The organism is Burkholderia sp. ZZQ-2 (assembly GCF_050768715.1).
Lineage (GTDB): Bacteria > Pseudomonadota > Gammaproteobacteria > Burkholderiales > Burkholderiaceae > Burkholderia > Burkholderia cepacia.
Genome location: NZ_LDVA01000299.1, coordinates 1 through 26706, shown reverse-complemented (window position 1 = coordinate 26706; position 26706 = coordinate 1). Strand labels below are relative to the sequence as shown.

Genomic DNA, 26706 nt, shown 5'->3' with positions numbered 1-26706 from the left:
GACATGCCTCCTTCGACGCTGACGCCCGCGCGTGCGGCGGGCGCCGGCCCGGCTGCACGTGCCGTGCGGGCCGGCGCGACTCGCTCCGCCGCGCCGCGCTGGCTCGCGCCGGCCAAGGTGCTGGTATTCGCAGCGGGCCTTTATCCGCTCACGCGTCTCGTGCTGTTCGGGCTGACCGACCGGCTCGGCGCGAATCCGATCGAGTTCATCACGCGCTCGACGGGCCTCTGGACGCTCGTGATGCTGTGCGTCACGCTCGCCGTCACGCCGCTTCGGCGCATGACGGGGTTCGCCACGCTGCTGCGCTTTCGCCGGATGATCGGGCTGTTCGCGTTCTTCTACGCGACGCTGCACTTCACGACTTACCTGTGGTTCGACAAGTGGTTCGATGTTGTCGCGATCCTGAAGGACGTCGGCAAGCGCCCGTTCATCACGGTCGGTTTCGCCGCGTTCGTGCTGCTGATTCCGCTGGCGGCAACGTCGCCGCGCGCGATGGTGCGCCGGCTCGGCCGCCACTGGGCGACGCTGCACAGCGCGATCTACGCGATTGCGCTGTTCGGTGTGCTGCACTTCTGGTGGATGAGGGCCGGCAAGCACAATCTCGCGCAGCCGAAGCTGTATGCGGCGATCGTCGTCGCGCTGCTCGGCTGGCGGGTGGTTGCATGGGGATGGCGGCGCGTGCGCGCGTGACGGCGCAGCCAAAAACAAAAGGCGATGACCGGGAAGTCATCGCCTCGTTTCGCGAGCCTGCGCAGGCGGCGCGTCGTTACTTCGCGACGGCCGGGCTCGATGCCGGTGCAGCCGTGGCGGATGCCCCGCTCGACAATTCGGGCGACAGCATGAGCGGCGTGCCGGACGAATCGGGCACACTGTCGGACGACGCGTTTTCATCGGTCGGCTTCACGTCCGACGGCGGTGTGTCCTGCTGCTGGAGTGGCTTGGGCAGCGGAGGCACGGTGGGCAGATAGAGCGCGCCGCTTTGACCGCAGCCGGCAAGAATCGCCAAAGCCGCTACAATCGCGCTCATCCGGAAAACGACTCGCATGATCGTCCCTGAACAATTGAACCGATAGAGTTTAGCATGTCCGATACCGAATACCTGACCCGTGCCGAGGCCGTGCTGGCGGCCGTCGAGCGTACCGTCGACGACGCCAACGACGGCGATCACGACATCGATCTGGAGCGCAACGGCAGCGTCCTGACGCTGACGTTCGAGAACGGCTCGAAGATCATCGTCAACCTGCAGCCGCCGATGAAGGAAGTGTGGATCGCCGCGAAGGCCGGCGGTTTCCATTACCGGTTCATCGACGGCGCATGGCGCGATACGCGCACGGGCACCGAGTTCTTCTCGGCGCTCACCGAATACGCGACTCAGCAGGCCGGCCTGCCGATCACGTTCAGCGCATGACGATCGGGGCCCCGCCCCGACGCGTGACCCAACGAAAAAAGCGCCCCGCGGGGCGCTTTTTTCATGTCCGGGCCGAGAGTCAGTGCGCCTGGAACAGGTTCATGATGTCCTGCTTTTCCTGCTCGTCGACGTGCGGCACGGTCGCATCGACGTTCTGCGCGGCCGGTGCCTGCGGCACGCCGACCGTCGACACGAAGCCGTGACCCGGCGCGAACTCGGTGAAGTACAGCTCGCCGCCGAGCGATTCGACGCCGTCCGGCATCGTCGGCTTGAACTCGGGCACACCCTTCAGCGCGGCACCCATGTAGTCGATCCAGACGGGCAGCGACAGGCCGCCGCCCGTTTCGCGATCGCCGAGGCTGCGCGGATTGTCGTAGCCGATCCACGCGATCGCGGCAAGCGTGTGCTGGTAGCCGGCGAACCACGCGTCGTGCGAGTCGTTCGTCGTGCCGGTCTTGCCCGCGAGGTCGGTGCGCTTCAGCACGTTGGTCCGTGCGCCCGTGCCGCGTTGCGCGACGCTCTGCAGCAGGCTGTTCATCACGTACGCGTTACGCGCGTCGATGGCGCGCGGCGCATTCTGTTCGGCGACGAGCGGCTGCGCGCGCACGACGATCGCGCCGTTCGGATCGGTGACTTCGGCGATCAGGTACGGATTGACGCGGTAGCCGCCGTTCGCGAATACCGAATACGCGCCCGCCATCTGCAGCGGCGTGACCTGGCCCGCGCCGAGTGCCATCGGCAGGTACGCCGGATGGCGTTCCGCGTCGAAGCCGAAGCGCGTGATGTACTGCTGCGCGTACTTCGTGCCGATGTGGTTCAGGATCCGGATCGACACGAGGTTGCGCGAACGCTGCAGCGCGGTGCGCATCGACATCGGGCCTTCGAAGCCGCCGCCGTAGTTCTTCGGCTCCCACGGCTGGCCGCCCGTTTCGGCCGCGCTGAAATACAGCGGACCGTCGTTGATCACCGTTGCCGGCCCGAGGCCCTTGTCGAGCGACGCCGAATAGATGAACGGCTTGAACGACGAACCCGGCTGCCGCCACGCCTGCGTGACGTGGTTGAACTTGTTCTTGTTGTAGTCGAAGCCGCCGACGAGCGAGCGGATCGCGCCGTCCTGCGGGACGATCGACAGGAACGCCCCCTCGACCTGCGGCAACTGCGTGATCGACCACTTGCCGGTGTCGTTCTTCACGACGCGGACGATCGCACCCGGGCGGATGCGGCGATTCGGCTGCGCGTTGGCCGACAGCGCGCCCGACGCGAAGCGCAGGTTGTCGCCTTCGATCGTCGCATTGCTGCCGTCGATGAACGCGACCGTGATCTGGCGCGGGTTCGCGGCCGTGACGACCGCTGCAATCAGTTCGCCGTTGTCGGGGTGTTCGAGCAGCGCATCGTCGATCGCCTGTTCGCGGTCGTCGGCGCCGGCCGGCAGCTCGATGAAGCCTTCCGGCCCCCGATAGCCGTGCCGGCGTTCGTAATCCATGATGCCCTTGCGCAGCGCCGTATAGGCGACCTGCTGATCCGCGGAGTCGATCGTCGTGACGACGTTGAAGCCGCGCGTGTAGGTTTCCTCGTGGTATTGCGCGTACATCATTTGTCGGACCATTTCCGCGACGTACTCGGCGTGCACGCTGAAATCGCGGCCCGGACCCTTGACGACGAGCGGCTGTGCGACGGCCTCGTCGTACTGCTCGCGCGAGATGAAGTTCAGCTCGAGCATCCGTTGCAGGATGTATTCCTGGCGCACCTTCGCGCGCTTCGGGTTCACGACCGGGTTGTACGCGGACGGCGCCTTCGGCAGCCCCGCGAGCATTGCCGCTTCGGCGAGCGTGATGTCCTTCAGGTCCTTGCCGAAGTAGACCCGCGCGGCGCTCGCGAAGCCGTATGCGCGCTGGCCGAGATAGATCTGATTCATGTAGACCTCGAGAATCTGATCCTTCGTCAGCGCACGCTCGATCCGGTACGCGAGCAGCATCTCGTAGATCTTGCGCGTGTAGGTCTTCTCGCTCGACAGGAAGAAGTTGCGCGCGACCTGCATCGTGATCGTGCTCGCCCCCTGCGACGCATGGCCGTTCGTCAGCGCGACGAAGCCGGCGCGCACGATACCGGTGAGGTCGACGCCGCCGTGATCGTAGAACCGCGCGTCCTCGATCGCGAGGATCGCCTTCTTCAGCGAGTCGGGCACGTCCTTGAAATGGACGACGTCGCGGCGCTCTTCGCCGAATTCGCCGATCAGCACGTGATCGGACGTATAGATGCGCAGCGGCACCTTCGGGCGATAGTCGGTCAGCGCATCGAGCGACGGCATGTTCGGCCACGCGACGACGAGCGCGTAGCCGAGCACGAGGCCGCCGGCCACGACGAGCGCCACGCACATCGTGGCGAATCCGAGCAGGACTTTTTGCCACCAGGGCCGCTTCTTTGGCTCCGGGGCGGGAGGCGGGGACGTAGGAGTCGTGGATTGCATAGGCATACCGGAAAACAGTCCCGCGATTATAGCTGCCCGGTAAGACCGGTCCTGACGCGGGGGCCGCCCGCCCTGAAGCCGCGGGCCGGCGTACTTCCAGCATAGCCCGCGCGCGGCCGTCGCGAGCGGATGCTGGCCGTTAGGCCGACTGTCGGCCCGACGCGCCGTTTTGCAGAATCAGTCCCGGAAGCGCGGCGTGGGCCGCGACGATCTCGGGAGGCTGGGATGGCGGGAAGATGGCGAGCGCGGTTTGCGCAGGGCGGGCACCGGTCGACGGGAATCGACGTCGGTGCCGACGAGGTGAGGGTGGTCGTGCTGAGCCGGCGCGGCCGGGGCGCCGAGGTGTGCGTCGAGGGGCTGGAGCGGGAGCCGGTCGGGTTGGCGGGTGGCCCGGAGGATGCGCGTTGGGCGGCGGTCGCGCGGGCGCTGGCCGCGGCCGTGTCGAGACTGTCGGCGGCCGACGTGCGGTGCGGCGCGCGCGGCGTGATGGCGTTGCCCGATGACGAGATGCGCACCGCGATGCTGGACCTGGCCGGGCGGGACGACATCGAGGACGCCGCGCGGCAGGCGGCCGAACGCATTTCGGGGCTCGCGCCGGACAGTCTCGCGTTCGACTGGCGGCAGGAGGGCGGTGCGGGGGAGATCGAGGTTGCCGTGGCCTCGCTGGCGCTGATCGAACGGCGGGTCGATGTGGCCGCGCAGGCCGGTGTCGATCTGACGGTGGTCGACGGCGAATCGGCCGCCGCGCTGCGTGCGTTGCGCTATGCGGCGCAATGCGAACTCGACGCGCAGGCGGGCCCCTGCGCGGCGCTCTGGTTCCATGACTCGGGCGTGCAGGGCTGGCGAATCGACGGTCCGTCGGCCGTACCGGTGCTGACGCTGTCCGGCGTGGTGCCGGGGGCGTTTTCCGATGCATTGCGCCGGCGCGCGCTCGGGGCCGTGCGCTGTGTCCTCGTGGCCGGGGACGAGCGGTGTATCGCCCGCTTCGAAACGTCCGTCGCCGAGATCGGCGACGTGGTCGGCGCGGTTGCGGTGCCGTTCGACTGCGCGGGCTGGGGCGCGCAATCGTGCCTGTCCACCGGCACGCCGGGCGGCCCGGCATTGGCTGTTGCATTCGGGCTGGCATTGCGCGGGGTGTGGGAATGATGGCCCTCCGTGCGAAGCCGGGCGGCTTCAACCTGTTGCCGTACCGGGAGCGGCTGGCGCGGGCGTTGCGACGTCGTCGGGCCGCGCAGTGCGGTACGGCGGTTCTGCTCGGCATACTCGGCGCCGGCCTGTGGACGGGTGCCGCCAGCGGGGCGCGGTGGCGTGTGGATGCGGAGCGCGCAATCGTGGAGGCGCGGCTGCGGCAATTGCAGCCGCAGATGGGCGCCGCGACACGCGCCGCCAATGCGGCGGCCGTCGTCGCGCAGCGTGACGCGCAGGTGGCCGCGCGCGCCGCACCTTATCGGCACGTCGCGGGGCTGCTGGCGACCCTGGCGCAGGTGCACGACGGCACGGTTCGGCTCGATGCGCTGCGCACGACGTCGGCCGGTGCCGTGCTCGATGTCCGCGCCGTGAGCTACCGGGCGGCTGCGCGATGGCTTGCGGGGATGGCGCGCGAGCAGCGTGGCTGGCGGATCGATATCGATGCGTTGAAGCCAGCCCCGGATGCACCGGTCGCTGCCGGCGGGATGCCGTTCCGGTTCTCGGTCCAGTTGCGCTGGCACGACGCGATGCCGTCCCGGAAAGCATCGGGAGGTGGCGCATGACGGCGCTCGCGCATCGGCCCGCACCGTATCGCGGAGGATGGCGGAACGGCGTGCGGCGCGTGTCGCCGGCGACTGCGCATATCGCAGGCTGCGTGCTCGCGTTCGCGGCAGTGCTGACGGGCGGCATTCATCTGGCGAATGCTGCGGACTGGAGCGGGCTCGCGCACAGCCGGGCGTTGCTGGCGGCGGCGCAGAAGCAAGAGGCCGACGCGCGGCGTGTTCTCGCAGCCGCTGCACGGCAACACGACGCGCATCCGGCGGCGGCAGACGGCGATCGCTCGTCGCGTGCGCCGGAATGGGCCGCGTTGATGCTGGAACTGGCCGATCACGCCGCGTCGAGCGGGCTGCGCAGTGTATCGATCGAACCGCTGCGCGCCGAGGCGGCAGTGCCGGAAGGGCAGCGCTCGGTGCGCATCGTCGCGGATGGCGGGTTTCGCGCGTTGCTGCAGATGGTCGGATGGCTGGCGCGTTTTCCGGTGCTGGCGGTGCCGACCACGCTGCGTGTCGAACGAGGAAAGGAGGCCGCGCGTGTGGAGATGGCGGTCGACGTGTTTCCGGAGTTGCCGGCGATGACGTCCAAGGGCGGGGAGACGCCGGTTCTGGCCGACGCGCCCGGCGCCGATCCGTTCGGCGGGGCCGGCTCGTCGGAAACGGAGGGGGCGGCTGCCCGCCTGGCCGGCACGATTCGCGACAGGCGTGCTGGTCTCGCGTTGTTCGACGACGGTGGCGGCGCATTCGCTGCCCTGGTGCCCGGCGAAGCCCTCGGGGCCGCGCGGGTGGTGCGAGTCGATCCCGTCGCCGTGACGCTCGCGACGGCGGATGGCGCGTACCGAGTCGCTCTGGACGACGGGAGGCACCCATGATGAAGCACGGATGTCGGGCGCTCGCCGTCTGGGCCGGATTGACGGCGGCCGGTGCAAGCGCCTCGTTGCCGCCGCTGCCGGCCGTCTGGCCAGCGGCATCGATGGAGATGCCGGTGCCGGGCCTGCCGTTGCCGCAAGGCGCGGTGGACGGGGCGGACGGCCCCGCATCTGCGGAGGCCGGCCCGCCGCCGTTCGACCAGGCGGCTCGCACGGCGCTTCAGGCGGAGGCCGCCGCCCCGGCCCCCGGGCTGGAGGGGCCGCCGATCCCGTTGGCGCCGCCGGCCCGGATGGGCGATGCCGCCGCGCGGCACCCGGGCGATGCGGACGACGCACGGCGGATTTCGCTGAATCTGCAGGGAGCGGGGCTTGCGGCCGCGTTCGACGCATTCGCGCGGTTCACCGGGCTCAATATCGTCGTCGGCGAGCAGGTGCGCGGCACCGTCACGTTACGTCTGAACAATGTCCGCTGGCGCGATGCCTTCGACACGCTGCTCGACACGCACGGGCTCGCGATGTCGCGGCGGGGTAACGTGATATGGGTCACGCCGGCGGCCGAGCTGGCGGCGCGCGAACGCGAGCGCTTCGAAATGCACGCGCGGGCCGCGGATCTGGAGCCGCTTGCGAGCCGGACGTTCGCGCTGCGCTACCCGCGCGCGCAGGACGTGCAACGGCTGCTGGCCGGCGCAACCGGCCAGCGCCTGCTGTCGAAGCGCGGCGCCGCGGCGGCGGATCCGCGGACGAACCTGCTGTTCGTCACCGATCTCGCGCCGCGCCTCGACCAGATCGCGAGCCTGATCGATGCGATCGACCGGCCGTCGCGGCAGGTCCGGATCGAGGCCCGCATCGTCGAGGGCGAGCAAGGCTTTTCGCGCAATCTCGGCGCACGTGTCGCGCTGAGGGCGCAGGCGCGGCCGCCGTCGGGCGAGAGCGCCAGCGAAAGCGCCTCGTTCACGAGCGGCGCGCGCAACGCGCTCGACCTTGCCGGGCGGCCGCTCGGCGGCTTCGAAGCGGCGACCGCCGGCTTCACGCTGTTTGCCGCGCCGCTCAGCCGTGTGCTCGACGTCGAACTGAGCGCGCTCGAGGCGCAGGGGCGGGGCCAGATCGTTTCGAGCCCGCGCGTGGTGACCGCCGATCGCGTCAAGGCGATCGTCGAACAGGGTTCGGAGCTGCCGTACCAGGCGAAGGTGGGCAATGGCGTGAGCGGCGTGCAGTTCCGCCGGGCGACGCTCAAGCTCGAGGTCGAGCCGCAGATCACGCCGGACGGGCGCGTCGTGCTCGACCTGGACGTGACGAAGGACAGCGTCGGCGAGCCGACGGCGGCCGGCCCGGCGATTCATACGAAGCACGTACAGACGCGCGTCGAGGTCGAGAACGGCGGGACGGTCGCGATCGGCGGGATCTATGAGCAACTGAACCGGAACGATGTGACGCGCGTGCCGCTCTTGGGCAAAATACCGTTTCTGGGCGCGCTTTTCCGGCACCGCGCGCAACGCGACCAGCGCAGCGAACTGGTCGTCTTCATCACGCCGACGGTCGTCGATGCGCGCTGCGATGCACGCGGCATGGGCAGCGCGGATGCCGATAAAACGGGGCCGGAAGCCGCCGGCGCAGGCTCGACAAGGCAGCCGCTTTGCCAGTAAGCTGCGCCACACACCAGCAAGATTGAAGCAGAGGAAGCCGTTGCAAGCGCGGGACCCACATGCAAACGTATTTTTCGTCGGCCTTATGGGAGCGGGTAAGACCACCGTGGGCCGTGCGGTCGCGCGTCGTCTCGACAGGACGTTCTTCGACTCCGACCACGAAATCGAGGCCCGCACGGGCGCGCGCATTCCGGTGATCTTCGAGCTGGAGGGCGAGGCCGGGTTTCGCGATCGCGAAACGCAGGTCATCGCCGATCTCACGCAGCGCGAGAACATCGTGCTCGCGACGGGCGGCGGCGCGGTGCTGCGCCCGGAAAATCGCGACTGCCTGAAAAGCAACGGTATCGTCGTCTACCTGCGCGCGAACCCGCACGACCTGTGGCTGCGCACGCGCAAGGACAAGAACCGCCCGCTGCTGCAGACCGAAGACCCGAAGGGGCGCCTCGAAGCGCTGTATGAAGTGCGCGACCCGCTGTACCGCGAATGCGCGGATTTCGTCATCGAGACCGGCCGTCCGTCGGTCAACGGTCTCGTCAACATGGTGCTGATGCAACTCGAACTGGCGGGCGTCATCGCCAAGCCGCTACAAGCATGATTACTGTCAACGTCGACCTGGGCGACCGCGCCTACCCGATTCACATTGGCGCCGGCCTGATCGGCCGCGCCGAGCTGTTCGCACCTCACATCAAGGGTTCTTCCGTCACGATCGTCACGAACACGACGGTCGATCCGCTCTACGGCGACGCGCTGCGCGCGGCGCTCGCGCCGCTCGGCAAGCGCGTGTCGACGGTCGTGCTGCCGGACGGCGAGGCGTACAAGAACTGGGAGACGCTGAACCTGATCTTCGACGGCCTGCTGACCGACCGCGCGGACCGCAAGACGACGCTCGTCGCGCTCGGCGGCGGCGTGATCGGCGACATGACGGGCTTTGCGGCCGCATGCTACATGCGCGGCGTGCCGTTCATCCAGGTGCCGACGACGCTGCTGTCGCAGGTCGATTCGTCGGTCGGTGGCAAGACGGGCATCAACCACCCGCTCGGCAAGAACATGATCGGCGCGTTCTACCAGCCGCAGGCCGTGATCGCGGACATCGGCGCGCTGACGACGCTGCCCGATCGTGAACTGGCGGCCGGTGTCGCCGAGATCATCAAGACCGGCGCGATCGCCGATGCGGCATTCTTCGACTGGATCGAGGCGAACGTCGACGCGCTGAACCGTCGCGACCCGGCGGCGCTCGCGCACGCGGTGAAGCGCTCGTGCGAGATCAAGGCGAGCGTGGTGGCGGCCGACGAACGCGAAGGCGGCCTGCGCGCGATCCTGAACTTCGGCCACACGTTCGGTCATGCGATCGAAGCCGGGCTCGGCTACGGCGAGTGGCTGCACGGCGAGGCGGTCGGCTGCGGGATGGTGATGGCGGGCGACCTGTCGGTGCGGCTCGGCCTGCTCGACGAAGCGTCGCGGCAGCGCCTCGATGCGGTGATCGCGGCTGCGCACCTGCCGACCCGCGGGCCCGCGCTCGGCGACGCGCGCTACATGGACCTGATGCGCGTCGACAAGAAGGCGGAGGCCGGCGCGATCAAGTTCATCCTGCTGAAGCGATTCGGCGATACGCTGATCACGCAGGCGCCGGACGAAGCCGTATTCGCTACACTGGCGCAGACGACGCGCTAACGGGCGGCCCGGATGCAACGGCGCCCCTGACATGGAGGAGACGTGAGCGAGACATCCAGCAGCACACTGCCCGAAGCCGGCCGCGTATCCGCTGCGCCGGTGGCCGAGCCGCCGACACTGGCGGCGCTGGAAGCCCATCTCGCTCCGTATGCCGCACACGCGTCGCAGTCGCGCGGCCGCCGCCATCCGGAAACGCCACCGGCGGCGCGCACCGAATTCCAGCGCGACCGCGACCGCATCGTCCATTCGACCGCGTTTCGCCGGCTCGAATACAAGACACAGGTCTTCGTCAATCATGAAGGCGACCTGTTCCGCACGCGTCTCACGCACAGCCTCGAAGTCGCGCAGATCGCCCGCTCGGTCGCGCGCAACCTGCGCCTGAACGAGGATCTCGTCGAGGCGATCTCGCTCGCGCACGATCTCGGCCATACGCCGTTCGGCCATGCCGGGCAGGACGCGCTGAACGCCTGCATGCGCGAGCATGGCGGCTTCGAGCACAACCTGCAGAGCCTGGCGGTCGTCGACGAGCTCGAGGAGCACTACGGCGCGTTCAACGGGCTGAACCTGTGCTTCGAGACACGCGAAGGCATTCTGAAGCACTGCTCGCGCGAGAATGCGCGCAAGCTCGGCGCGCTCGGCGAGCGCTTCCTGCAGGGCCGCCAGCCGTCGCTCGAAGCGCAGCTTGCCAACATCGCGGACGAGATCGCGTACAACAACCACGACGTCGACGACGGCCTGCGTTCCGGCCTGATCACGATCGAGCAGCTCGCGGAAGTCGAGCTGTGGCAGCGCCACTACGAGGCGGCGCTCGCCGAGTTCCCGCACCTCGAAGGCCGCCGTCTCGTGCACGAGACGGTGCGCCGCATCATCAACACGCTGATCGTCGACCTGATCGACGAAACGACGCGCAATCTCGCACGCGTCGCACCGGCGTCGCTCGACGACGTGCGCGCGGCGCCGCCGCTCGTGTCGCACAGCGAATCCGTTGCCGCCCAGGCGGCCGCCCTCAAGCGTTTCCTCTTCAAGAACCTCTATCGCCACTACAAGGTGATGCGCATGGCGAGCAAGGCGCAGCGCGTCGTCACCGGGCTGTTCGATGCGTTCATCGACGATCCGCGGCTGCTGCCGCCGCCGTACCAGTCCGACGACGCCGCGCAGCAGCCGCGCCTCGTCGCGCACTACATCGCCGGCATGACCGACCGCTTCGCGCTGAAGGAGTATCAGCGCCTGTTCGTCATCAACGACAACTGACTGTCACAAACGATCACTAGACTTCGCCGGTTCAATGGCGATGGGAATGTTGCACACGCTGTTGGTAACGTTTTCATAGGAGAGAGGTCGATGAAGAAGAAGCCTGCGGGGACACTGGTTCGTTCGATCGCGCTCGGCGGCGCGTTGATGTTCGGGGTGCAGCACGTGGCGCTCGCCGCGACGGAAATCCAGTTCTGGCATGCGATGGAGGCCGCGCTCGGCGAGCGGGTCAACGCGATCGCCGACCAGTTCAACGCGTCGCAGAGCGACTACAAGATCGTGCCGGTCTTCAAGGGCACCTACGACCAGGCGCTCGCGGCCGGCATCGCGGCCTACCGCAGCGGCAATGCGCCGGCGATCCTCCAGGTCTATGAAGTCGGCACGGCCACGATGATGCAGGCGAAGAAGGCCGTCGTGCCCGTCTACGACGTGTTCAGGCAGGCCGGCGTGCCGCTCGACGAAAAGGCGTTCGTGCCGACCATCGCGAGCTACTACAGCGACGCGAAGACGGGCCATCTCGTGTCGATGCCGTTCAACAGCTCGACGCCGGTGCTGTACTACAACAAGGACGCGTTCAAGAAGGCCGGGCTCGATCCGAACCAGCCGCCGAAGACGTGGGCCGACGTGAAGGACGATGCCGAGAAACTGCGCAAGTCGGGGATGGCGTGCGGCTTCACGACCGGCTGGCAGGGCTGGATCCAGCTCGAAAACTACAGCGCGTGGCATGCACTGCCGTTCGCGAGCCGCAACAACGGCTTCGACGGTACGGACGCCGTGCTCGAATTCAACAAGCCGCAGCAGATCGCGCACGTGTCGTTCCTGCAGCAGATGGCGAAGGACGGCACGTTCACGTACGCGGGCCGCAAGGACGAAGCATCGGCGAAGTTCTACAGCGGCGACTGCGGGATCATGACGACGTCGTCGGGCGCGCTCGCGAACCTGCAGAAGTTCGCGAAGTTCAGCTTCGGCACGGGCATGATGCCGTACGACGCGAACGTGAAGGGCGCGCCGCAGAACGCGATCATCGGCGGCGCGAGCCTGTGGGTGCTGGCGGGCAAGGATCCGGCGACCTACAAGGGCGTCGCGAAATTCCTCGCGTTTCTCGCATCGCCGGCCGTCGCCGCGAAGTGGCACCAGGACACGGGTTACCTGCCGGTCACCAAGGCGGCGTACGACCTGACGCGCGAACAGGGCTTCTACGCGAAGAACCCGAGCGCCGAAACCGCGATCAAGCAGATGCTGAACAAGCCGCCGCTGCCGTACACGAAGGGGCTGCGCCTGGGCAACATGCCGCAGATCCGCACGGTCGTCGACGAGGAGTTCGAACAGGTCTGGGCGCAGAAGAAATCGCCGAAGGACGCGCTCGATTCGGCGGCCTCGCGCGGCAACGAGCTGCTGCGCCGCTTCGAGAAGTCGGGCAGCTGAGCGCGCATCGCGTTCGTGCCGCCGGCCGCGCCGCGCAAGCGCGCGGGCCGGCCGGCGGCGCGGTTTCCTTTCCGTTTCGCCTGACCGGATATCCGCGATGCAATCCCGTTCCCGTTTCGGCACGAGCCTGCTGCCGTACCTGCTGATCGCGCCGCAACTCGCGATCACCGCCGTGTTCTTCCTGTGGCCGGCCGGCGTCGCGCTATGGCAGTCGACGCAGATGCAGGACGCGTTCGGCACGTCGAGTGAATTCGTCGGCTTCGCGAACTTCACGCACCTGTTCGCCGATCCGCTGTATCTCGATTCGTTCCGCACGACGCTCGTGTTCAGCACGCTCGTCACGGTGAGCGGGCTCGTCGTGTCGCTGCTGCTCGCCGCGTGCGCGGACCGCGTGACCCGTGGCGCGCGCACATATCGCACGCTGTTGATCTGGCCGTACGCGGTCGCGCCGACGATCGCCGCCGTGCTGTGGGCGTTCCTGTTCAATCCGAGCATCGGCCTGATCACCTATGCGCTCGCGAAGGGCGGCATCGTGTGGAATCACGCGCTGAACGGCGGGCAGGCGATGTTCCTTGTCGTGCTCGCGTCGGTGTGGAAGCAGGTGAGCTACAACTTCCTGTTCTTCTACGCGGGCCTGCAGGCGATTCCGCGTTCGCTGATCGAGGCGGCGGCGATCGACGGCGCGGGGCCGGTGCGACGTTTCTTCAACCTCGTGCTGCCGCTGCTGTCGCCCACCAGTTTCTTCCTGCTGGTCGTCAACCTCGTCTATTCGTTCTTCGACACGTTCCCGGTGATCGACGCGGCCACCGGCGGCGGCCCCGCGCAGAGCACGAAGACGCTGATCTACAAGATCTACGCGGAAGGCTTCCAGGGGCTCGACATCGGCAGCTCCGGCGCGCAGTCGGTCGTACTGATGATCATCGTCGTCGGGCTCACGGTGATCCAGTTCCGTTTCGTCGAACGCAGGGTGCAATACGCATGATCGAAAATCGCAAGGGTTTCGACCTGTTCTGCCACGCGGTGCTGATCGCGGGCGTCGTGCTGATCGTGTTCCCCGTCTACGTCGCGTTCTGTGCGGCGACGATGAGCGCGCAGGAAGTGCTCACGGTGCCGCTGTCGCTCGTGCCGAGCACGCACCTGTTCGAGAACATCGCCTATATCTGGGGCCACGGCAGCGGCGCCGCGACGGCGCCGTTCGGCCGCCTGCTCGTCAACAGCTTCGCGATGGCGCTCGGCATCTCGGTCGGCAAGATCGCGGTGTCGATCCTGTCCGCGTACGCGATCGTCTATTTCCGCTTTCCGTTCCGCAACACGGCGTTCTGGCTGATCTTCGTCACGTTGATGCTGCCGGTGGAAGTGCGGATCTTCCCGACCGTGCAGGTCGTGTCGACGCTGCATCTGACGAACACCTACGCCGGGCTGACGCTGCCGCTGATCGCGTCGGCCACCGCGACGTTCCTGTTCCGGCAGTTCTTCATGACGCTGCCCGACGAACTGATGGACGCCGCGCGCATCGACGGCGCGGGGCCGATGCGCTTCTTCTGGGACGTCGTGCTGCCGCTGTCGAAGACGAGCATCGCGGCGCTGTTCGTGATCACGTTCATCTATGGCTGGAGCCAGTACCTGTGGCCGATCCTGATCACGACGGAGGCATCGCTGTCGACGGCGGTGGTGGGCATCAAGATGATGATCGCGAGCGGCGACGCCGCGACCGAATGGCAATACGTGATGGCGGCGACGCTGCTGGCGATGATTCCGCCGCTCGTCGTCGTGCTGGCGATGCAGCGCTGGTTCGTGCGCGGCCTCGTCGATTCCGAGAAATGAACCACGGACGGTAACCGGGAGAAGGACCAGGTATGGCTGCGCTGAGCTTGAAGGGCGTCAGGAAATCCTACGACGGCAAGCAGCACGTGCTGCATGGCATCGACGTGGAGATCGCCGACGGCGAATTCATCGTGCTGGTCGGCCCGTCGGGCTGCGGCAAGTCGACGTTGCTGCGGATGATCGCGGGGCTCGAGACGGTGACGGACGGCGAGATCGCGATCGGCGAGCGCGTCGTCAACACGCTGGAGCCGAAGGATCGCGACATCGCGATGGTGTTCCAGAACTATGCGCTGTATCCGCACATGACGGTCGCGCAGAACATGGGCTACGGGCTGAAGATCCGCGGGATCGAGCGCGCGACGATCGACTCGCGGGTGGCGGCGGCCGCGAAGATCCTCGAACTCGAGCCGCTGCTCGCGCGGCGCCCGCGCGAGCTGTCGGGCGGCCAGCGGCAGCGCGTCGCGATGGGGCGCGCGATCGTGCGCGAGCCGTCGGTGTTCCTGTTCGACGAGCCGTTGTCGAACCTCGACGCGAAATTGCGCGTGCAGATGCGGCTCGAGATCCAGCGGCTGCATGCGCGGCTCGCGACGACGAGCGTCTACGTGACCCACGACCAGATCGAGGCGATGACGCTCGCGCAGCGCGTGATCGTGATGAACCGCGGCTACGCGGAGCAGATCGGCGCGCCGGTCGACGTGTACGAGAAGCCGGCAACGGTGTTCGTCGCGGGCTTCATCGGCTCGCCCGCGATGAACCTGATGCACGGCCGGCTGTCGGACGACGGCGCGACGTTTACGGTCGCGGGCGGCGGCCCCGCGCTGCCGGTCGCCGGTTCGCCCGGCATCGGCGCCGAGATCGCCACCGGGCGCGACTGGGTGCTCGGCGTGCGTCCGGAGCACATGACACCGCAGCCGGGCGTCGCGCAGGCGACGCTGCCGGTCGACTCGTGCGAGCTGCTCGGCGCGGACAACCTCGCGCACGGCCGCTGGGGCAACCACGACGTCGCGGTGCGCCTGCCGCACGCGGACCGCCCCGCGCGCGGCACGGCGCTGGCCGCAGCACTGCCCGCGCACCGGCTGCATTTCTTCGATCCGGAGACCGGCAAGCGTGCCGGCTGAACCTGCTGCACCTGCCGGGAGACCGACGATGACAACCCGTACCGACTGGCCCTATCCGCGCGTCGTCGCCCATCGCGGCGGCGGCACGCTCGCGCCGGAGAACACGCTCGCCGCGCTCGACGAGGGCGCGCGCCGTGGCCACCGGATGGTCGAATTCGACGCGAAGCTGTCGGCCGATGACGTGACGTTCCTGCTGCACGACGACACGGTCGACCGGACGTCGAACGGTCACGGGCCGGCGGCGGGCATGCGATACGAGGCGCTGGCCGCACTCGATGCCGGCGCGTGGCGCGACGCGCGCTTCGCGGGCGAGCGGATGCCGACGCTCGAGGCGGCGGCGGCGCGCTGCATCGCGCACGGGCTGGCCGCCAACGTCGAGATCAAGCCGTGCCCGGGGCGCGAGCGCGAGACCGGGCAGCGCGTGGCGGCCGACGCGGCCGCGTACTGGCGCGACGCCGCGGTGGCGCCGCTCTTGTCGTCGTTCTCGTTCGATGCGCTGCAACAGGCACGCGCGACGGCGCCGGCGCTGCCGCGCGGGATGCTTTACGAGGCCGTGCCGGACGACTGGCATGCGCAGGTTGTCGGCGCGCTCGGCTGCGTTTCGTTGCATGCAGACCACAAACGGCTGGATGAACCGCTCGTGTGCGCGATCAAGGCGGCCGGCCTGCGCATCCTGGTTTACACGGTGAACGACCTCGAACGGGCTCGCGAACTTGCGCGCTGGGGTGTCGACGCGGTCTGCACGGACCGGATCGACCTGATTGCCCCCGATGCGCTGGACGACATCGCGTAGCGGAATGCCCCGCGCGGCGGCGCGTACGGGAAGACCCTGAGACAAAAAAACGACGCCCCGGCGGGATTTCCGCCGGGGCGTTTTACATCGTGGAGACGTTACGTCAGGAAAAATCCGCTACAAATTGCAGCAGGATTAACCATTCCCCAAATATTCGACTACGCTTAGAAGCGGTAGCCGACGTTCAGGTACGTGACGATCGGGTTCAGCGAGATGTGAGCCTTCGACGTTTCGGTCAGCGTGCCGACCTGGGTCCGCTTGGCCGTCGTGAAGGTCGCGGTCACGCTCACCGGGATGTACGACATCGAGAAGCCGGCGAACCAGTGTTTCGTGAAGTTGTACGTGAAGCCGGCGTTGAAGACGGGCGCCCACTGGTTGCTGGTCTGCGCGTTGGTCGGGCCGCCGAGCACGCCGTTCTCGAATGCGCTGTTCGTGATCTTTGCGCCGGTGAACCAGATATACGAAGCGCCGATGCCGACATACGGACGGAACTTCGCGTTGGCGTCGTTGAAGTAGTACTTCAGGAGGAGCGCGGGGCTCCATTGGTACGCACGGCCGAGCGTACCGAAACGCGAGAACTGGCCCTTGCCGGTGATGTCGAACTTCGGCGGGATGCCGGCGATGAACTCGGTAGCGATGTGGTCGGTCACGAAGTAACCGGTTGCCAGTGCGAGCGTGTCGGCGTCGCTGATGCCGGCGCCGGTGTTGGGAACCGACTGGTTGATCGGCGTGCCGCCTACGCCGTACAGGAACAGCGGGTCGCTGCTGTCCTGCGGCGCAAGGTGCAGCCAGCCGGTGCTGACGTAGAAATCACCTGCGGATTGTGCATGTGCCGTACCGCCCGCAAACGTAAATGCGAGCGCTGCAGCCCCCGTAATGGCCAGTTTTCGTTTCATTGTGTCTCCTCCGATCTAAGGCGTGCTCATTATGACGACTGCGTTTAAAACCAAACAAGCTCGTAAGTTAGAGTTTTCACCCTAGGATTAGTACGACCGTACGCATCCGCGCACCGACAGGACGGGCATTCTGTGCAAGTGCGCACTTCCGGACCCTCGGGTATTTCCTAACGCGTTCAAACGGACATTCAGCATGGCACGGTTAGCACGACTCTACGTTCCCGACCAGCCGCAGCACGTGATACTGCGCGGCCTGGATCAGCAACCCGCGTTCGTCGACGACCAGGACTACGAACTCTTCATCGATTGCCTGAAGGCCGCCGCGCGCGATCATCACCTGTCGGTGCACGCCTACGTGCTGCTGCCGCGCCAGGTGCAACTGCTCGTCACGCCGAGCGACGAGGCGAGCCTGCCGAAAGCGATGCAGGCTGTCGGCCGCCGCTACGTCGCGCATTTCAACCGGCGCTATTCGCGGCGCGGCACCCTGTGGGAAGGCCGCTATCGCGCGACCGTGATCGAGGGCGAGCGCTATTTCCTGCTCGCGAGCCGCGTCGTCGAGATGAGCCCGGTGCGCGCGCAGCTGGTCGCGACGCCGGACGCCTATCGCTGGTCGAGCTACCGGCATCACGTCGGGCTCACCGTCGACAGCCTGATCACCGACCATCCGCTCTACTGGGCGCTCGGCAATACGCCGTTCGACCGCCAGCGCGCGTACAAGGAGCTGTGCGAGCAGCCGCTCGACGAGCGGCAGGCCGACCAGCTGCAGCAGGCGACGCTGAAAGGCTGGGTGCTCGGCGGCGAGAACTATCGCGAGTGGGCGGCGCGCACGGCGAACCGGCGCGTGTCGCCGCTGCCGCGCGGACGCCCCAGAAAGGTGCGCGAGAACACGCCGCCGATCCAGCAGTAACGCCGGAAAGGCGGGCCAGAAGCGGCGCTGCGGGCGCCGCTTCTTTTTGCACCAAAACGATACGACCCCAATAAAACAGCACCAGATCGAAGCATTCGTTTAATTGGGGTTCGATCAAGCGGTTTTTGTTGCTATTCCCTTGATTCGTCGCGTATATTCCGAATTCCGGTGGCCCGGGCGAAGCATGCCCACCCACTGTCGGCCGCGCCGTCTCCCGTCGGGAGCGGGATCGACGGCAACAAGAAAATGGTTCAACGGCCTCCAGGCCCCCTTTACGACGGTGTCCCCATGAACGACCACCAGCAGCCGCTCGCCGCGGTGCCCGCCGCACAAGGTCTGTATGACCCGCAAAACGAACACGACGCCTGCGGCGTCGGCTTCGTCGCTCACATCAAGGGCAAGAAGAGCCACGAGATCATTCAGCAGGGTCTGAAGATCCTCGAGAACCTCGATCACCGTGGCGCGGTCGGTGCCGATCCGCTGATGGGCGACGGCGCAGGCATCCTGATCCAGATTCCGGACGCGTTCTATCGCGAGGAAATGGCGAAGCAGGGCGTGAACCTGCCGCCGGCCGGCGAATATGGGGTCGGCATGATCTTCCTGCCGAAGGAAAACGCATCGCGTCTCGCGTGCGAGCAGGAGCTCGAGCGCACGGTGAAGGCCGAAGGCCAGGTCGTGCTCGGCTGGCGCGACGTGCCGGTCGACCACGCGATGCCGATTTCGCCGACCGTGAAGGCGAGCGAGCCGCTGATCCGTCAGATCTTCATCGGCCGCGGCAAGGACATCATGGTGACGGACGCGCTCGAGCGGAAGCTGTACGTGATCCGCAAGACGGCCAGCCACCGCATCCAGGCGCTGAAGCTCAAGCACGGCAAGGAATACTTCGTGCCGTCGATGTCGGCGCGCACGATCGTCTACAAGGGGCTGCTGCTCGCGGGCCAGGTCGGCGTGTACTACCGCGACCTGCAGGACACGCGCGTCGTGTCGGCGCTCGCGCTCGTGCACCAGCGCTTCTCGACCAACACGTTCCCGGCATGGGAGCTGGCTCACCCGTACCGGATGATCGCGCACAACGGCGAGATCAACACCGTGAAGGGCAACGTGAACTGGCTGAACGCGCGTACCGGCGCGATCGCGTCGCACGTGCTCGCCGACGATCTTCCGAAGCTGTGGCCGCTGATCTACCCGGGCCAGTCCGATACGGCCTCGTTCGACAACTGTCTCGAACTGCTGGTGATGGCCGGCTACCCGCTCGTGCACGCGGTGATGATGATGATCCCGGAAGCATGGGAACAGCACACGCTGATGGACGAGAACCGCCGCGCGTTCTACGAATACCACGCCGCGATGATGGAGCCGTGGGACGGCCCGGCCGCGATCGCGTTCACCGACGGCCGCCAGATCGGCGCGACGCTCGACCGTAACGGCCTGCGTCCGGCGCGCTACATCGTCACCGACGACGACCTCGTCATCATGGCGTCGGAAGCCGGCACGCTGCCGATCCCCGAATCGAAGATCGTCAAGAAGTGGCGCCTGCAGCCGGGCAAGATGTTCCTGATCGACATGGAACACGGCCGCATCATCGACGACAAGGAGCTCAAGGACAACCTCGCGAACGCGAAGCCGTACAAGAGCTGGATCGACGCGGTGCGCATCAAGCTCGACGAGATCGAGCCGAAGGCCGAGGAAGTCGCGGCCGGCCGTACGCAGGGCGCCGCGCTGCTCGACCGCCAGCAGGCGTTCGGCTATACGCAGGAAGACCTGAAGTTCCTGATGGCGCCGATGGCGCAGCAGGGCGAAGAGGCCGTCGGTTCGATGGGCAACGACTCGCCGCTCGCGGTCATGTCGAACAAGAACAAGACGCTCTATCACTACTTCAAGCAGCTGTTCGCGCAGGTCACGAACCCGCCGATCGACCCGATCCGCGAGAACATGGTCATGTCGCTCGTGTCGTTCATCGGCCCGAAGCCGAACCTGCTCGACACGAACAACATCAACCCGCCGATGCGTCTCGAAGTGTCGCAGCCGGTGCTCGACTTCAAGGACATCGCGAAGATCCGCGCGATCGACCAGTACACGGGCGGCAAGTTCAGCGCGTACGAACTGAACATCTGCTATCCCGTCGCCTGGGGCAAGGAAGGCATCGAGGCGCGTCTCGCGTCGCTGTGCGCGGAAGCCGTCGACGCGGTGAAGTCGGGCTACAACATGCTGATCGTGTCCGACCGCAAGACGGACGCCGAGCATGTCGCGATCCCGGCGCTGCTCGCCACGTCGGCGATCCACACGCACCTCGTCCAGCAAGGGCTGCGCACGAGCACGGGCCTCGTCGTCGAGACGGGCTCCGCACGTGAGACGCACCACTTCGCGCTGCTCGCGGGCTACGGCGCGGAAGCCGTGCACCCGTACCTCGCGATGGAAACGCTCGCGAAGATGGCCGAAGGCCTGCCGGGCGACCTGTCGCCGGAGAAGGCCGTCTACAACTTCACGAAGGCGGTCGGCAAGGGCCTGCAGAAGGTGATGTCGAAGATGGGCATCTCGACGTACATGTCGTACACGGGCGCGCAGATCTTCGAAGCGCTCGGCCTGTCGAGCGACCTCGTCGAGAAGTACTTCAAGGGCACGGCGTCGAAGGTCGGCGGCATCGGCCTGTTCGAAGTCGCGGAAGAAGCGATCCGCCTGCACCGCGACGCATTCGGCGACAACCCGGTCCTGCGCGACATGCTCGACGCGGGCGGCGAGTACGCGTACCGCGTGCGCGGCGAAGACCACATGTGGACGCCGGATTCGATCGCGAAGCTCCAGCACGCGACGCGCAGCAACTCGTACCAGACGTACAAGGAATACGCGCACCTGATCAACGACCAGACCAAGCGTCACATGACGTTCCGCGGCCTGTTCGAGTTCAAGGTCGAGCCGACCAAGGCGATTCCGATCGACGACGTCGAGCCGGCGAAGGACATCGTCAAGCGCTTTGCGACGGGCGCGATGTCGCTCGGTTCGATCAGCACCGAAGCGCACGCGACGCTCGCGATCGCGATGAACCGGATCGGCGGCAAGTCGAACACCGGCGAAGGCGGCGAGGACGAGAAGCGTTACCGCAACGAGCTGCGCGGCATTCCGATCAAGTCGGGCGAGACGCTGAAGTCGGTGATCGGCGAAGAGATCGTCAGCGACATTCCGCTGAAGGACGGCGATTCGCTGCGCTCGAAGATCAAGCAGGTCGCGTCGGGCCGCTTCGGCGTCACCGCCGAGTACCTGGCGTCGGCCGACCAGATCCAGATCAAGATGGCGCAGGGCGCGAAGCCGGGCGAAGGCGGCCAGCTGCCGGGCCACAAGGTGTCCGAGTACATCGGCAAGCTGCGTTACTCGGTGCCGGGTGTCGGCCTGATCTCGCCGCCGCCGCACCACGACATCTACTCGATCGAGGATCTGGCGCAGCTGATCCACGACCTGAAGAACGTGAACCCGAGCTCGAGCATCTCGGTGAAGCTCGTGTCGGAAGTGGGCGTGGGCACGGTCGCGGCCGGTGTCGCGAAGGCGAAGGCCGATCACGTCGTGATCGCCGGCCATGACGGCGGCACGGGTGCGTCGCCGCTGTCGTCGGTCAAGCACGCGGGCACGCCGTGGGAACTCGGCCTGGCCGAAACGCAGCAGACGCTGGTGCTGAACCGCCTGCGCGGCCGGATCCGCGTGCAGGCCGACGGCCAGATGAAGACGGGCCGCGACGTCGTGATCGGCGCGCTGCTCGGCGCGGACGAATTCGGCTTCGCGACGGCACCGCTCGTCGTCGAAGGCTGCATCATGATGCGCAAGTGCCACCTGAACACGTGCCCGGTCGGCGTCGCGACGCAGGATCCGGTGCTGCGTGCGAAGTTCAAGGGCCAGCCCGAGCACGTCGTGAACTACTTCTTCTTCGTCGCCGAGGAAGTGCGCGAGATCATGGCGCAGCTCGGCGTCGCGAAGTTCGACGACCTGATCGGCCGTGCCGACCTGCTCGACACCCGCAAGGGCATCGAGCACTGGAAGGCGAAGGGCCTCGACTTCTCGCGCGTGTTCTACCAGCCGGAAGAGTGCGAGGACGTCGCACCGCGCCACGTCGACGTGCAGGATCACGGCCTCGAGCGTGCACTCGATCACGTGCTGATCGAGAAGGCGAAGGCGGCGATCGAGAACGGCGAGCACGTATCGTTCATCCAGCCGGTGCGCAACGTGAACCGCACGGTCGGCGCGATGCTGTCGGGCGTGATCGCGAAGAAGCACGGCCACGAAGGCCTGGCCGACGACGCGGTGCACATCCAGCTGAAGGGCACGGCCGGCCAGAGCTTCGGCGCGTTCCTCGCGAAGGGCGTGACGCTCGACCTCGTCGGCGACGGCAACGACTACGTCGGCAAGGGCCTGTCGGGCGGCCGGATCATCATCCGTCCGACCAACGACTTCCGCGGCAAGTCCGAGGAAAACATCATCTGCGGCAACACGGTGATGTACGGCGCGATCGAAGGCGAATCGTTCTTCCGCGGCGTCGCGGGCGAGCGCTTCTGCGTGCGCAACTCGGGCGCGACGGCGGTCGTCGAAGGCACGGGCGACCACGGCTGCGAATACATGACGGGCGGTACGGTCGTTGTGCTCGGCGAGACCGGGCGCAACTTCGCGGCCGGCATGTCGGGCGGTCTCGCGTACATCTACGATCCGGAAGGCACGTTCGCGGCGAAGTGCAACAAGTCGATGGTCGCGCTCGAGCCGGTGCTGCAGCAGGCCGAGCAGGAGCGCACGGTCGACCGCGCACTCTGGCACGCAGGCACGACGGACGAAGCGCTGCTCAAGGGGCTCGTCGAGCGTCATTTCCAGTTCACGGGTTCGCCGCGCGCGAAGTCGCTGCTGGAAAACTGGGACGCGGCGCGCCGCCAGTTCGTGAAGGTGTTCCCGCACGAATACAAGCGCGCGCTGGGCGAGATCGGTGCGAAGAAGGCGGCGAAGGAAGAACTGGCCGCCTGAGCGACGAACGACATAGCGAATGCCGCGCGCGCCTGACGGCCGCGCGCGGCTCCCCCACCCGATACACCGAACAGAAGAGCACCTTATGGGCAAGGCAACCGGTTTTCTGGAGTTCGAACGCCGCCACGAGGCGTACGAAGCACCGCTCACGCGCGTGAAGCACTACAAGGAATTCGTCGCGGCACTGACCGACGCGGACGCGAAGGTCCAGGGCGCACGCTGCATGGATTGCGGCATCCCGTTCTGCAACAACGGCTGCCCGGTCAACAACATCATTCCGGATTTCAACGATCTCGTTTACCGCCAGGACTGGCAGCAGGCGATCGAAGTCCTGCACTCGACCAACAACTTCCCGGAGTTCACGGGCCGCATCTGCCCGGCGCCGTGCGAGGCGGCGTGCACGCTCGGGATCAACAACGACCCGGTCGGCATCAAGTCGATCGAGCACGCGATCATCGACAAGGCCTGGGCGGAAGGCTGGGTGAAGCCGCTGCCGGCCGAGCACAAGACGGGCAAGAAGGTTGCGGTCGTCGGTTCGGGCCCCGCGGGCCTCGCCGCCGCGCAGCAGCTCGCGCGCGCGGGCCACGACGTGACGGTGTTCGAGAAGAACGATCGTGTCGGCGGCCTGCTGCGTTACGGGATCCCCGACTTCAAGCTCGAGAAGTGGCTGATCGACCGCCGCATGCGCCAGATGGAAGCGGAAGGCGTGACGTTCCGCACCAGCGTGTTCATCGGCAAGGATCCGCTGCCCGAGTCGATCGGCAGCCTCGCGAAGGAAACCATTTCTCCGGACACGCTGAAGGAAGAATTCGACGCGGTCGTGATCGCGGGCGGTTCGGAAACGCCGCGCGACCTGCCGGTGCCGGGCCGCGAGCTCGCCGGCGTGCATTACGCGATGGACTTCCTGCCGCAGCAGAACCGCGTGAACGCGGGCGACAAGCTCGCCGACCAGCTGCTCGCGAAGGGCAAGCACGTGATCGTGATCGGCGGCGGCGATACGGGTTCCGACTGCGTCGGCACGTCGAACCGTCACGGCGCGAAGCAGGTCACGCAGTTCGAGCTGCTGCCGCAGCCGCCGGAAGAGGAGAACAAGCCGCTCGTGTGGCCGTACTGGCCGATCAAGCTGCGCACGTCGTCGTCGCACGAGGAAGGCTGCGAGCGCGACTGGGCGGTCGCGACGAAGCGTCTCGAAGGCAAGAACGGCAAGGTCGAGAAGCTGATCGCCGCGCGCGTCGAGTGGAAGGACGGCAAGATGCAGGAAGTGCCGGGCTCGGAGTTCGAACTGAAGGCCGATCTCGTCCTGCTCGCGATGGGCTTCACGCAGCCGGCGGCGCCGGTGCTCGAAGCGTTCGGCGTCGCGAAGGACGCGCGCGGCAACGCGCGTGCGGCGACCGAAGGCGATCGCTCGTACTACACGTCGGTCGACAAGGTGTTCGCCGCGGGCGACATGCGTCGCGGCCAGTCGCTCGTGGTGTGGGCGATCCGCGAAGGCCGCCAGTGCGCGCGCTCGGTCGATGCGTACCTGATGGGGCATTCGAACCTGCCGCGCTGAGCTGAATATCGCGAGCGGGTTTCGACGAAAGCCGGGCGTCCGAAAGGGCGCCCGGTTTTTTTATGGCCGGCGCCAGCCGGGGCGCGCCGGTTTCGCGTGCGAGACGGCGCCGTCCGATCGGGCTGCCTTGCCGTGCCGACACGCATCATTTTCGCGAAGCGTCGTCTAACCTGATGACATCCGGATGCGATTTCTCGTCATCCCAAATCCTTTCGTTTTGTAATATTCCTTGGAAACTGTCATATCATGTCGCCCCTCGGCCGCGTTCGCGGTCGACGCTCATGACTGACCCTATTTACAAGGAAACCGGATGGAAGCACTCCTGCATGGGCTGATCGACGCCGTCAACGGCGTGTTGTGGAACTACGTGCTGATCGCGCTGCTGCTCGGCGCCGGTGCGTGGTTCACGTTGCGGTTCCGGATGATCCAGCTGAAGGCGCTGTTCCTCAGCATGAAACTGGTTGGCAGCAAGGGCGAGCCGGGCAGCATCTCGTCGTTCCAGGCGTTCGCGACCGGGCTCGCGAGCCGTGTCGGCACCGGCAACATCGCGGGCGTCGCGGTCGCGCTGACGGTCGGCGGGCCGGGCGCGATCTTCTGGATGTGGATGACGGCGCTGGTTGGGATGTCGTCCGCGTTCGTCGAGGCGACGCTCGCGCAGATCTTCAAGGTGTCGCACCCGGACGGCAGTTATCGCGGCGGCCCCGCGTACTACATCCAGACGGGCCTGCGCTCGCGCGGCTTCGGCGTGCTGTTCTCGCTGTCGCTGATCCTCGCGTTCGGTTTCGTGTTCAACGCGGTGCAGGCGAACGCGATCGCCGACGCATTCCATACGTCGTTCGGTTGGAGCCGCGAGACGGTCGGCCTCGGCCTCGTGCTGCTGTCCGCGCCGATCATCTTCGGCGGCATCCGCCGTATCGCGACGGTCGCGCAGGTGATCGTGCCGCTGATGGCGATCGGCTATCTCGCGCTCGCGGTCTATGCGGTCGCGACGCACATCGCGCTCGTGCCGGACGTGATCGCGCTGATCGTGAGGAGCGCATTCGGTCTCGAGCAGGCGGCAGGCGGCCTGACCGGCTACGCGGTCAGCCAGGCAATCGCGATCGGCGTGAAGCGCGGGCTGTTCTCGAACGAAGCGGGGATGGGCAGCGCGCCGAACGCGGCCGCGACCGCGAGCACGCGGCACCCCGTCACGCAGGGGCTGATCCAGATGCTCGGCGTGTTCGTCGACACGATCGTGATCTGCAGCGCGACCGCGTTCGTGATCCTGCTGTCGGGCCAGTACGAGCTCGGCACGGGGATGGAAGGCGCGGCGCTCACGCAGCGCGCGATCTCGAGCCACGTCGGCGACTGGGGCGGCATCTACATGGCCGTCGCGATCTTCTTCCTCGCGTTTTCGTCGGTGATCGGCAACTACGCGTATGCGGAGGGCAACGTCGAATTCATCACGAAGCGGCGCGGCGTGCTGCCGCTGTTCCGTGTCGCGGTGCTCGGCATGGTGATGTTCGGCAGCGTCGGGCAACTGCCGCTCGTCTGGGCCATGGCCGATACGAGCATGGGGCTGATGGCGATCATCAACCTGATCGCGATCCTCGCGCTCGGCAAGCATGCGCACGCCGCGTGGGCCGACTATCGTCGCCAGCGCGCGGCGGGCATCGCCGATCCGGTGTTCACGCGCAACACGATCCCCGAGCTCGCGCGTGTGCTGCCGGCCGACGTGTGGGGCGAGCACGGCCCGCTGCCGCAGCGTCCCGCTTCGGCTCAAACGGCACGCGCCCCGCGTGCCGCGGTGAGCGAGTCATGAACGGCGACCGGCTCCGTGCGTTCGTCGCGCTGATGCCCGATGCGGCCTCGCGCGACGCGCTGCACGCGTTGCCGGTCACCCGCGGAGCGCGGCGCACGCAGTCCGCGCAACTGCACATGACGCTCGCGTTCATCGGCGCGATCGAACGGGACCGATGCGAGGCGCTGGCCGCGCATCTGCCTGCGCTCGCGGCCGCCCATGCGCTGCCGTTGCTGCCGGTCGAGCGGATCGCGTGGTGGCCGAGCCTGCCGCGCGCGAGGCTGATCGTCGCGGAGCTCGCGGCCGATCCGGCCTGCCTGGCGCTGAATGCCGGGCTGGTCGCGCTGCTGGGCGAACTCGGCGTGCCG

Annotated in this window: 22 protein-coding genes; 19 read left to right on the top strand and 3 right to left on the bottom strand. The window is 67.3% G+C overall.

The genetic code is table 11. The features are described 5' to 3' along the window. Nucleotides 1-3: 3 nt before the first annotated feature. Nucleotides 4-690 (top strand): protein-methionine-sulfoxide reductase heme-binding subunit MsrQ, encoded by a 687-nt coding sequence (gene msrQ / locus ABY44_RS26860; RefSeq protein ID WP_060173893.1) that lies wholly within the window; start codon nucleotides 4-6, stop codon nucleotides 688-690. A gap of 76 nt (nucleotides 691-766) precedes the next feature. Here the strand turns inward: msrQ and lptM are convergent, their stop codons facing one another. Next, nucleotides 767-1045, bottom strand: a complete 279-nt coding sequence (lptM, locus tag ABY44_RS26855) for an LPS translocon maturation chaperone LptM (RefSeq protein ID WP_021161743.1) — start codon at nucleotides 1043-1045, stop codon at nucleotides 767-769. Between the two features lie 36 nt (nucleotides 1046-1081). Between lptM and cyaY the strand changes: the two genes are divergently transcribed. Further along, complete coding sequence (gene cyaY, locus ABY44_RS26850) at nucleotides 1082-1408, top strand: iron donor protein CyaY (RefSeq protein WP_021161744.1); 327 nt, start codon at nucleotides 1082-1084, stop codon at nucleotides 1406-1408. A gap of 79 nt (nucleotides 1409-1487) precedes the next feature. On the opposite strand, the gene ABY44_RS26845 is transcribed toward cyaY, so the two are convergent. Next, entirely contained in the window at nucleotides 1488-3875 is a 2388-nt protein-coding gene (locus ABY44_RS26845) for a penicillin-binding protein 1A (RefSeq protein WP_124818436.1), read from the bottom strand. Between the two features lie 225 nt (nucleotides 3876-4100). Between ABY44_RS26845 and ABY44_RS26840 the strand changes: the two genes are divergently transcribed. From ABY44_RS26840 to ugpQ, 12 genes are all read left to right on the top strand, one after another. Next, nucleotides 4101-5021, top strand: a complete 921-nt coding sequence (locus ABY44_RS26840; protein WP_060194616.1) for a hypothetical protein — start codon at nucleotides 4101-4103, stop codon at nucleotides 5019-5021. Next, nucleotides 5018-5626, top strand: coding sequence for a fimbrial protein (locus tag ABY44_RS26835; RefSeq protein WP_431642688.1), 609 nt, complete (start codon nucleotides 5018-5020; stop codon nucleotides 5624-5626). The genes ABY44_RS26840 and ABY44_RS26835 overlap by 4 nt, the downstream gene beginning before the upstream one ends. Continuing rightward, nucleotides 5623-6489: a pilus assembly protein gene (locus ABY44_RS26830; protein WP_431642686.1), complete on the top strand. Its 867-nt coding sequence runs from the start codon at nucleotides 5623-5625 to the stop codon at nucleotides 6487-6489. Before ABY44_RS26835 ends, ABY44_RS26830 begins: the two co-directional genes overlap by 4 nt. Beyond that, entirely contained in the window at nucleotides 6486-8129 is a 1644-nt protein-coding gene (pilQ, locus tag ABY44_RS26825) for a type IV pilus secretin PilQ (RefSeq protein WP_124919746.1), read from the top strand. Before ABY44_RS26830 ends, pilQ begins: the two co-directional genes overlap by 4 nt. A 40-nt stretch (nucleotides 8130-8169) precedes the next feature. After that, entirely contained in the window at nucleotides 8170-8724 is a 555-nt protein-coding gene (gene aroK / locus ABY44_RS26820; RefSeq protein WP_027788566.1) for a shikimate kinase AroK, read from the top strand. After that, complete coding sequence (gene aroB / locus ABY44_RS26815; protein WP_027788565.1) at nucleotides 8721-9800, top strand: 3-dehydroquinate synthase; 1080 nt, start codon at nucleotides 8721-8723, stop codon at nucleotides 9798-9800. Before aroK ends, aroB begins: the two co-directional genes overlap by 4 nt. 42 nt (nucleotides 9801-9842) lie before the next feature. Further along, nucleotides 9843-11051, top strand: coding sequence for a deoxyguanosinetriphosphate triphosphohydrolase (locus ABY44_RS26810; RefSeq protein WP_021162708.1), 1209 nt, complete (start codon nucleotides 9843-9845; stop codon nucleotides 11049-11051). Nucleotides 11052-11141: 90 nt separating this feature from the next. Continuing rightward, nucleotides 11142-12476, top strand: a complete 1335-nt coding sequence (ugpB, locus tag ABY44_RS26805) for a sn-glycerol-3-phosphate ABC transporter substrate-binding protein UgpB (RefSeq protein WP_048025746.1) — start codon at nucleotides 11142-11144, stop codon at nucleotides 12474-12476. Between the two features lie 97 nt (nucleotides 12477-12573). Continuing rightward, entirely contained in the window at nucleotides 12574-13458 is an 885-nt protein-coding gene (gene ugpA, locus ABY44_RS26800) for a sn-glycerol-3-phosphate ABC transporter permease UgpA (RefSeq protein ID WP_027788563.1), read from the top strand. Continuing rightward, nucleotides 13455-14300 carry a sn-glycerol-3-phosphate ABC transporter permease UgpE gene (gene ugpE, locus ABY44_RS26795; RefSeq protein ID WP_027788562.1) on the top strand — a complete coding sequence of 282 codons (846 nt, stop codon included), beginning with the start codon at nucleotides 13455-13457 and terminating at the stop codon, nucleotides 14298-14300. The genes ugpA and ugpE overlap by 4 nt, the downstream gene beginning before the upstream one ends. Nucleotides 14301-14332: 32 nt before the next feature. Next, the gene (locus tag ABY44_RS26790; RefSeq protein ID WP_042977269.1) at nucleotides 14333-15418 is read left to right on the top strand and encodes a sn-glycerol-3-phosphate import ATP-binding protein UgpC; all 1086 of its coding nucleotides are present in this window, start codon (nucleotides 14333-14335) and stop codon (nucleotides 15416-15418) included. Between the two features lie 28 nt (nucleotides 15419-15446). After that, nucleotides 15447-16211 carry a glycerophosphodiester phosphodiesterase gene (gene ugpQ, locus ABY44_RS26785; RefSeq protein ID WP_060173899.1) on the top strand — a complete coding sequence of 255 codons (765 nt, stop codon included), beginning with the start codon at nucleotides 15447-15449 and terminating at the stop codon, nucleotides 16209-16211. A gap of 164 nt (nucleotides 16212-16375) precedes the next feature. Here the strand turns inward: ugpQ and ABY44_RS26780 are convergent, their stop codons facing one another. After that, complete coding sequence (locus ABY44_RS26780; protein WP_059698123.1) at nucleotides 16376-17107, bottom strand: OmpW/AlkL family protein; 732 nt, start codon at nucleotides 17105-17107, stop codon at nucleotides 16376-16378. 193 nt (nucleotides 17108-17300) lie between these two features. On the opposite strand from ABY44_RS26780, the gene ABY44_RS26775 reads away from it, so the two are divergent. From ABY44_RS26775 to ABY44_RS26755, 5 genes are all read left to right on the top strand, one after another. Further along, nucleotides 17301-18014: a transposase gene (locus ABY44_RS26775; RefSeq protein WP_006752972.1), complete on the top strand. Its 714-nt coding sequence runs from the start codon at nucleotides 17301-17303 to the stop codon at nucleotides 18012-18014. A 288-nt stretch (nucleotides 18015-18302) separates the two neighbouring features. Next, nucleotides 18303-23006, top strand: coding sequence for a glutamate synthase-related protein (locus ABY44_RS26770; RefSeq protein WP_060173900.1), 4704 nt, complete (start codon nucleotides 18303-18305; stop codon nucleotides 23004-23006). Between the two features lie 85 nt (nucleotides 23007-23091). Further along, the gene (locus ABY44_RS26765) at nucleotides 23092-24558 is read left to right on the top strand and encodes a glutamate synthase subunit beta (protein ID WP_021162703.1); all 1467 of its coding nucleotides are present in this window, start codon (nucleotides 23092-23094) and stop codon (nucleotides 24556-24558) included. A 310-nt stretch (nucleotides 24559-24868) separates the two neighbouring features. Next, a complete protein-coding gene (locus ABY44_RS26760) occupies nucleotides 24869-26359 on the top strand; it encodes an alanine/glycine:cation symporter family protein (protein WP_060082830.1) in 1491 nt (496 codons plus the stop codon). Beyond that, nucleotides 26356-26706 (top strand): 2'-5' RNA ligase family protein (locus tag ABY44_RS26755; protein ID WP_431642680.1); only part of this gene is annotated, 351 nt, incomplete at its 3' end. The genes ABY44_RS26760 and ABY44_RS26755, both read left to right, overlap by 4 nt.

Coding starts and splice junctions, on each gene's coding strand:
- ugpB (WP_048025746.1), top strand. CDS start 11,142: ATGAAGAAGAAGCCTGCGGGGACACTGGTTCGTTCGATCGCGCTCGGC.
- ABY44_RS26780 (WP_059698123.1), bottom strand. CDS start 17,107: ATGAAACGAAAACTGGCCATTACGGGGGCTGCAGCGCTCGCATTTACG.
- ABY44_RS26830 (WP_431642686.1), top strand. CDS start 5,623: ATGACGGCGCTCGCGCATCGGCCCGCACCGTATCGCGGAGGATGGCGG.
- ABY44_RS26845 (WP_124818436.1), bottom strand. CDS start 3,875: ATGCAATCCACGACTCCTACGTCCCCGCCTCCCGCCCCGGAGCCAAAG.
- cyaY (WP_021161744.1), top strand. CDS start 1,082: ATGTCCGATACCGAATACCTGACCCGTGCCGAGGCCGTGCTGGCGGCC.
- ABY44_RS26770 (WP_060173900.1), top strand. CDS start 18,303: ATGAACGACCACCAGCAGCCGCTCGCCGCGGTGCCCGCCGCACAAGGT.
- pilQ (WP_124919746.1), top strand. CDS start 6,486: ATGATGAAGCACGGATGTCGGGCGCTCGCCGTCTGGGCCGGATTGACG.
- ABY44_RS26760 (WP_060082830.1), top strand. CDS start 24,869: ATGGAAGCACTCCTGCATGGGCTGATCGACGCCGTCAACGGCGTGTTG.
- ABY44_RS26835 (WP_431642688.1), top strand. CDS start 5,018: ATGATGGCCCTCCGTGCGAAGCCGGGCGGCTTCAACCTGTTGCCGTAC.
- ABY44_RS26775 (WP_006752972.1), top strand. CDS start 17,301: ATGGCACGGTTAGCACGACTCTACGTTCCCGACCAGCCGCAGCACGTG.
- ABY44_RS26840 (WP_060194616.1), top strand. CDS start 4,101: ATGGCGGGAAGATGGCGAGCGCGGTTTGCGCAGGGCGGGCACCGGTCG.
- msrQ (WP_060173893.1), top strand. CDS start 4: ATGCCTCCTTCGACGCTGACGCCCGCGCGTGCGGCGGGCGCCGGCCCG.
- ugpQ (WP_060173899.1), top strand. CDS start 15,447: ATGACAACCCGTACCGACTGGCCCTATCCGCGCGTCGTCGCCCATCGC.
- aroB (WP_027788565.1), top strand. CDS start 8,721: ATGATTACTGTCAACGTCGACCTGGGCGACCGCGCCTACCCGATTCAC.
- ABY44_RS26765 (WP_021162703.1), top strand. CDS start 23,092: ATGGGCAAGGCAACCGGTTTTCTGGAGTTCGAACGCCGCCACGAGGCG.
- ugpA (WP_027788563.1), top strand. CDS start 12,574: ATGCAATCCCGTTCCCGTTTCGGCACGAGCCTGCTGCCGTACCTGCTG.
- ABY44_RS26790 (WP_042977269.1), top strand. CDS start 14,333: ATGGCTGCGCTGAGCTTGAAGGGCGTCAGGAAATCCTACGACGGCAAG.
- ugpE (WP_027788562.1), top strand. CDS start 13,455: ATGATCGAAAATCGCAAGGGTTTCGACCTGTTCTGCCACGCGGTGCTG.
- lptM (WP_021161743.1), bottom strand. CDS start 1,045: ATGCGAGTCGTTTTCCGGATGAGCGCGATTGTAGCGGCTTTGGCGATT.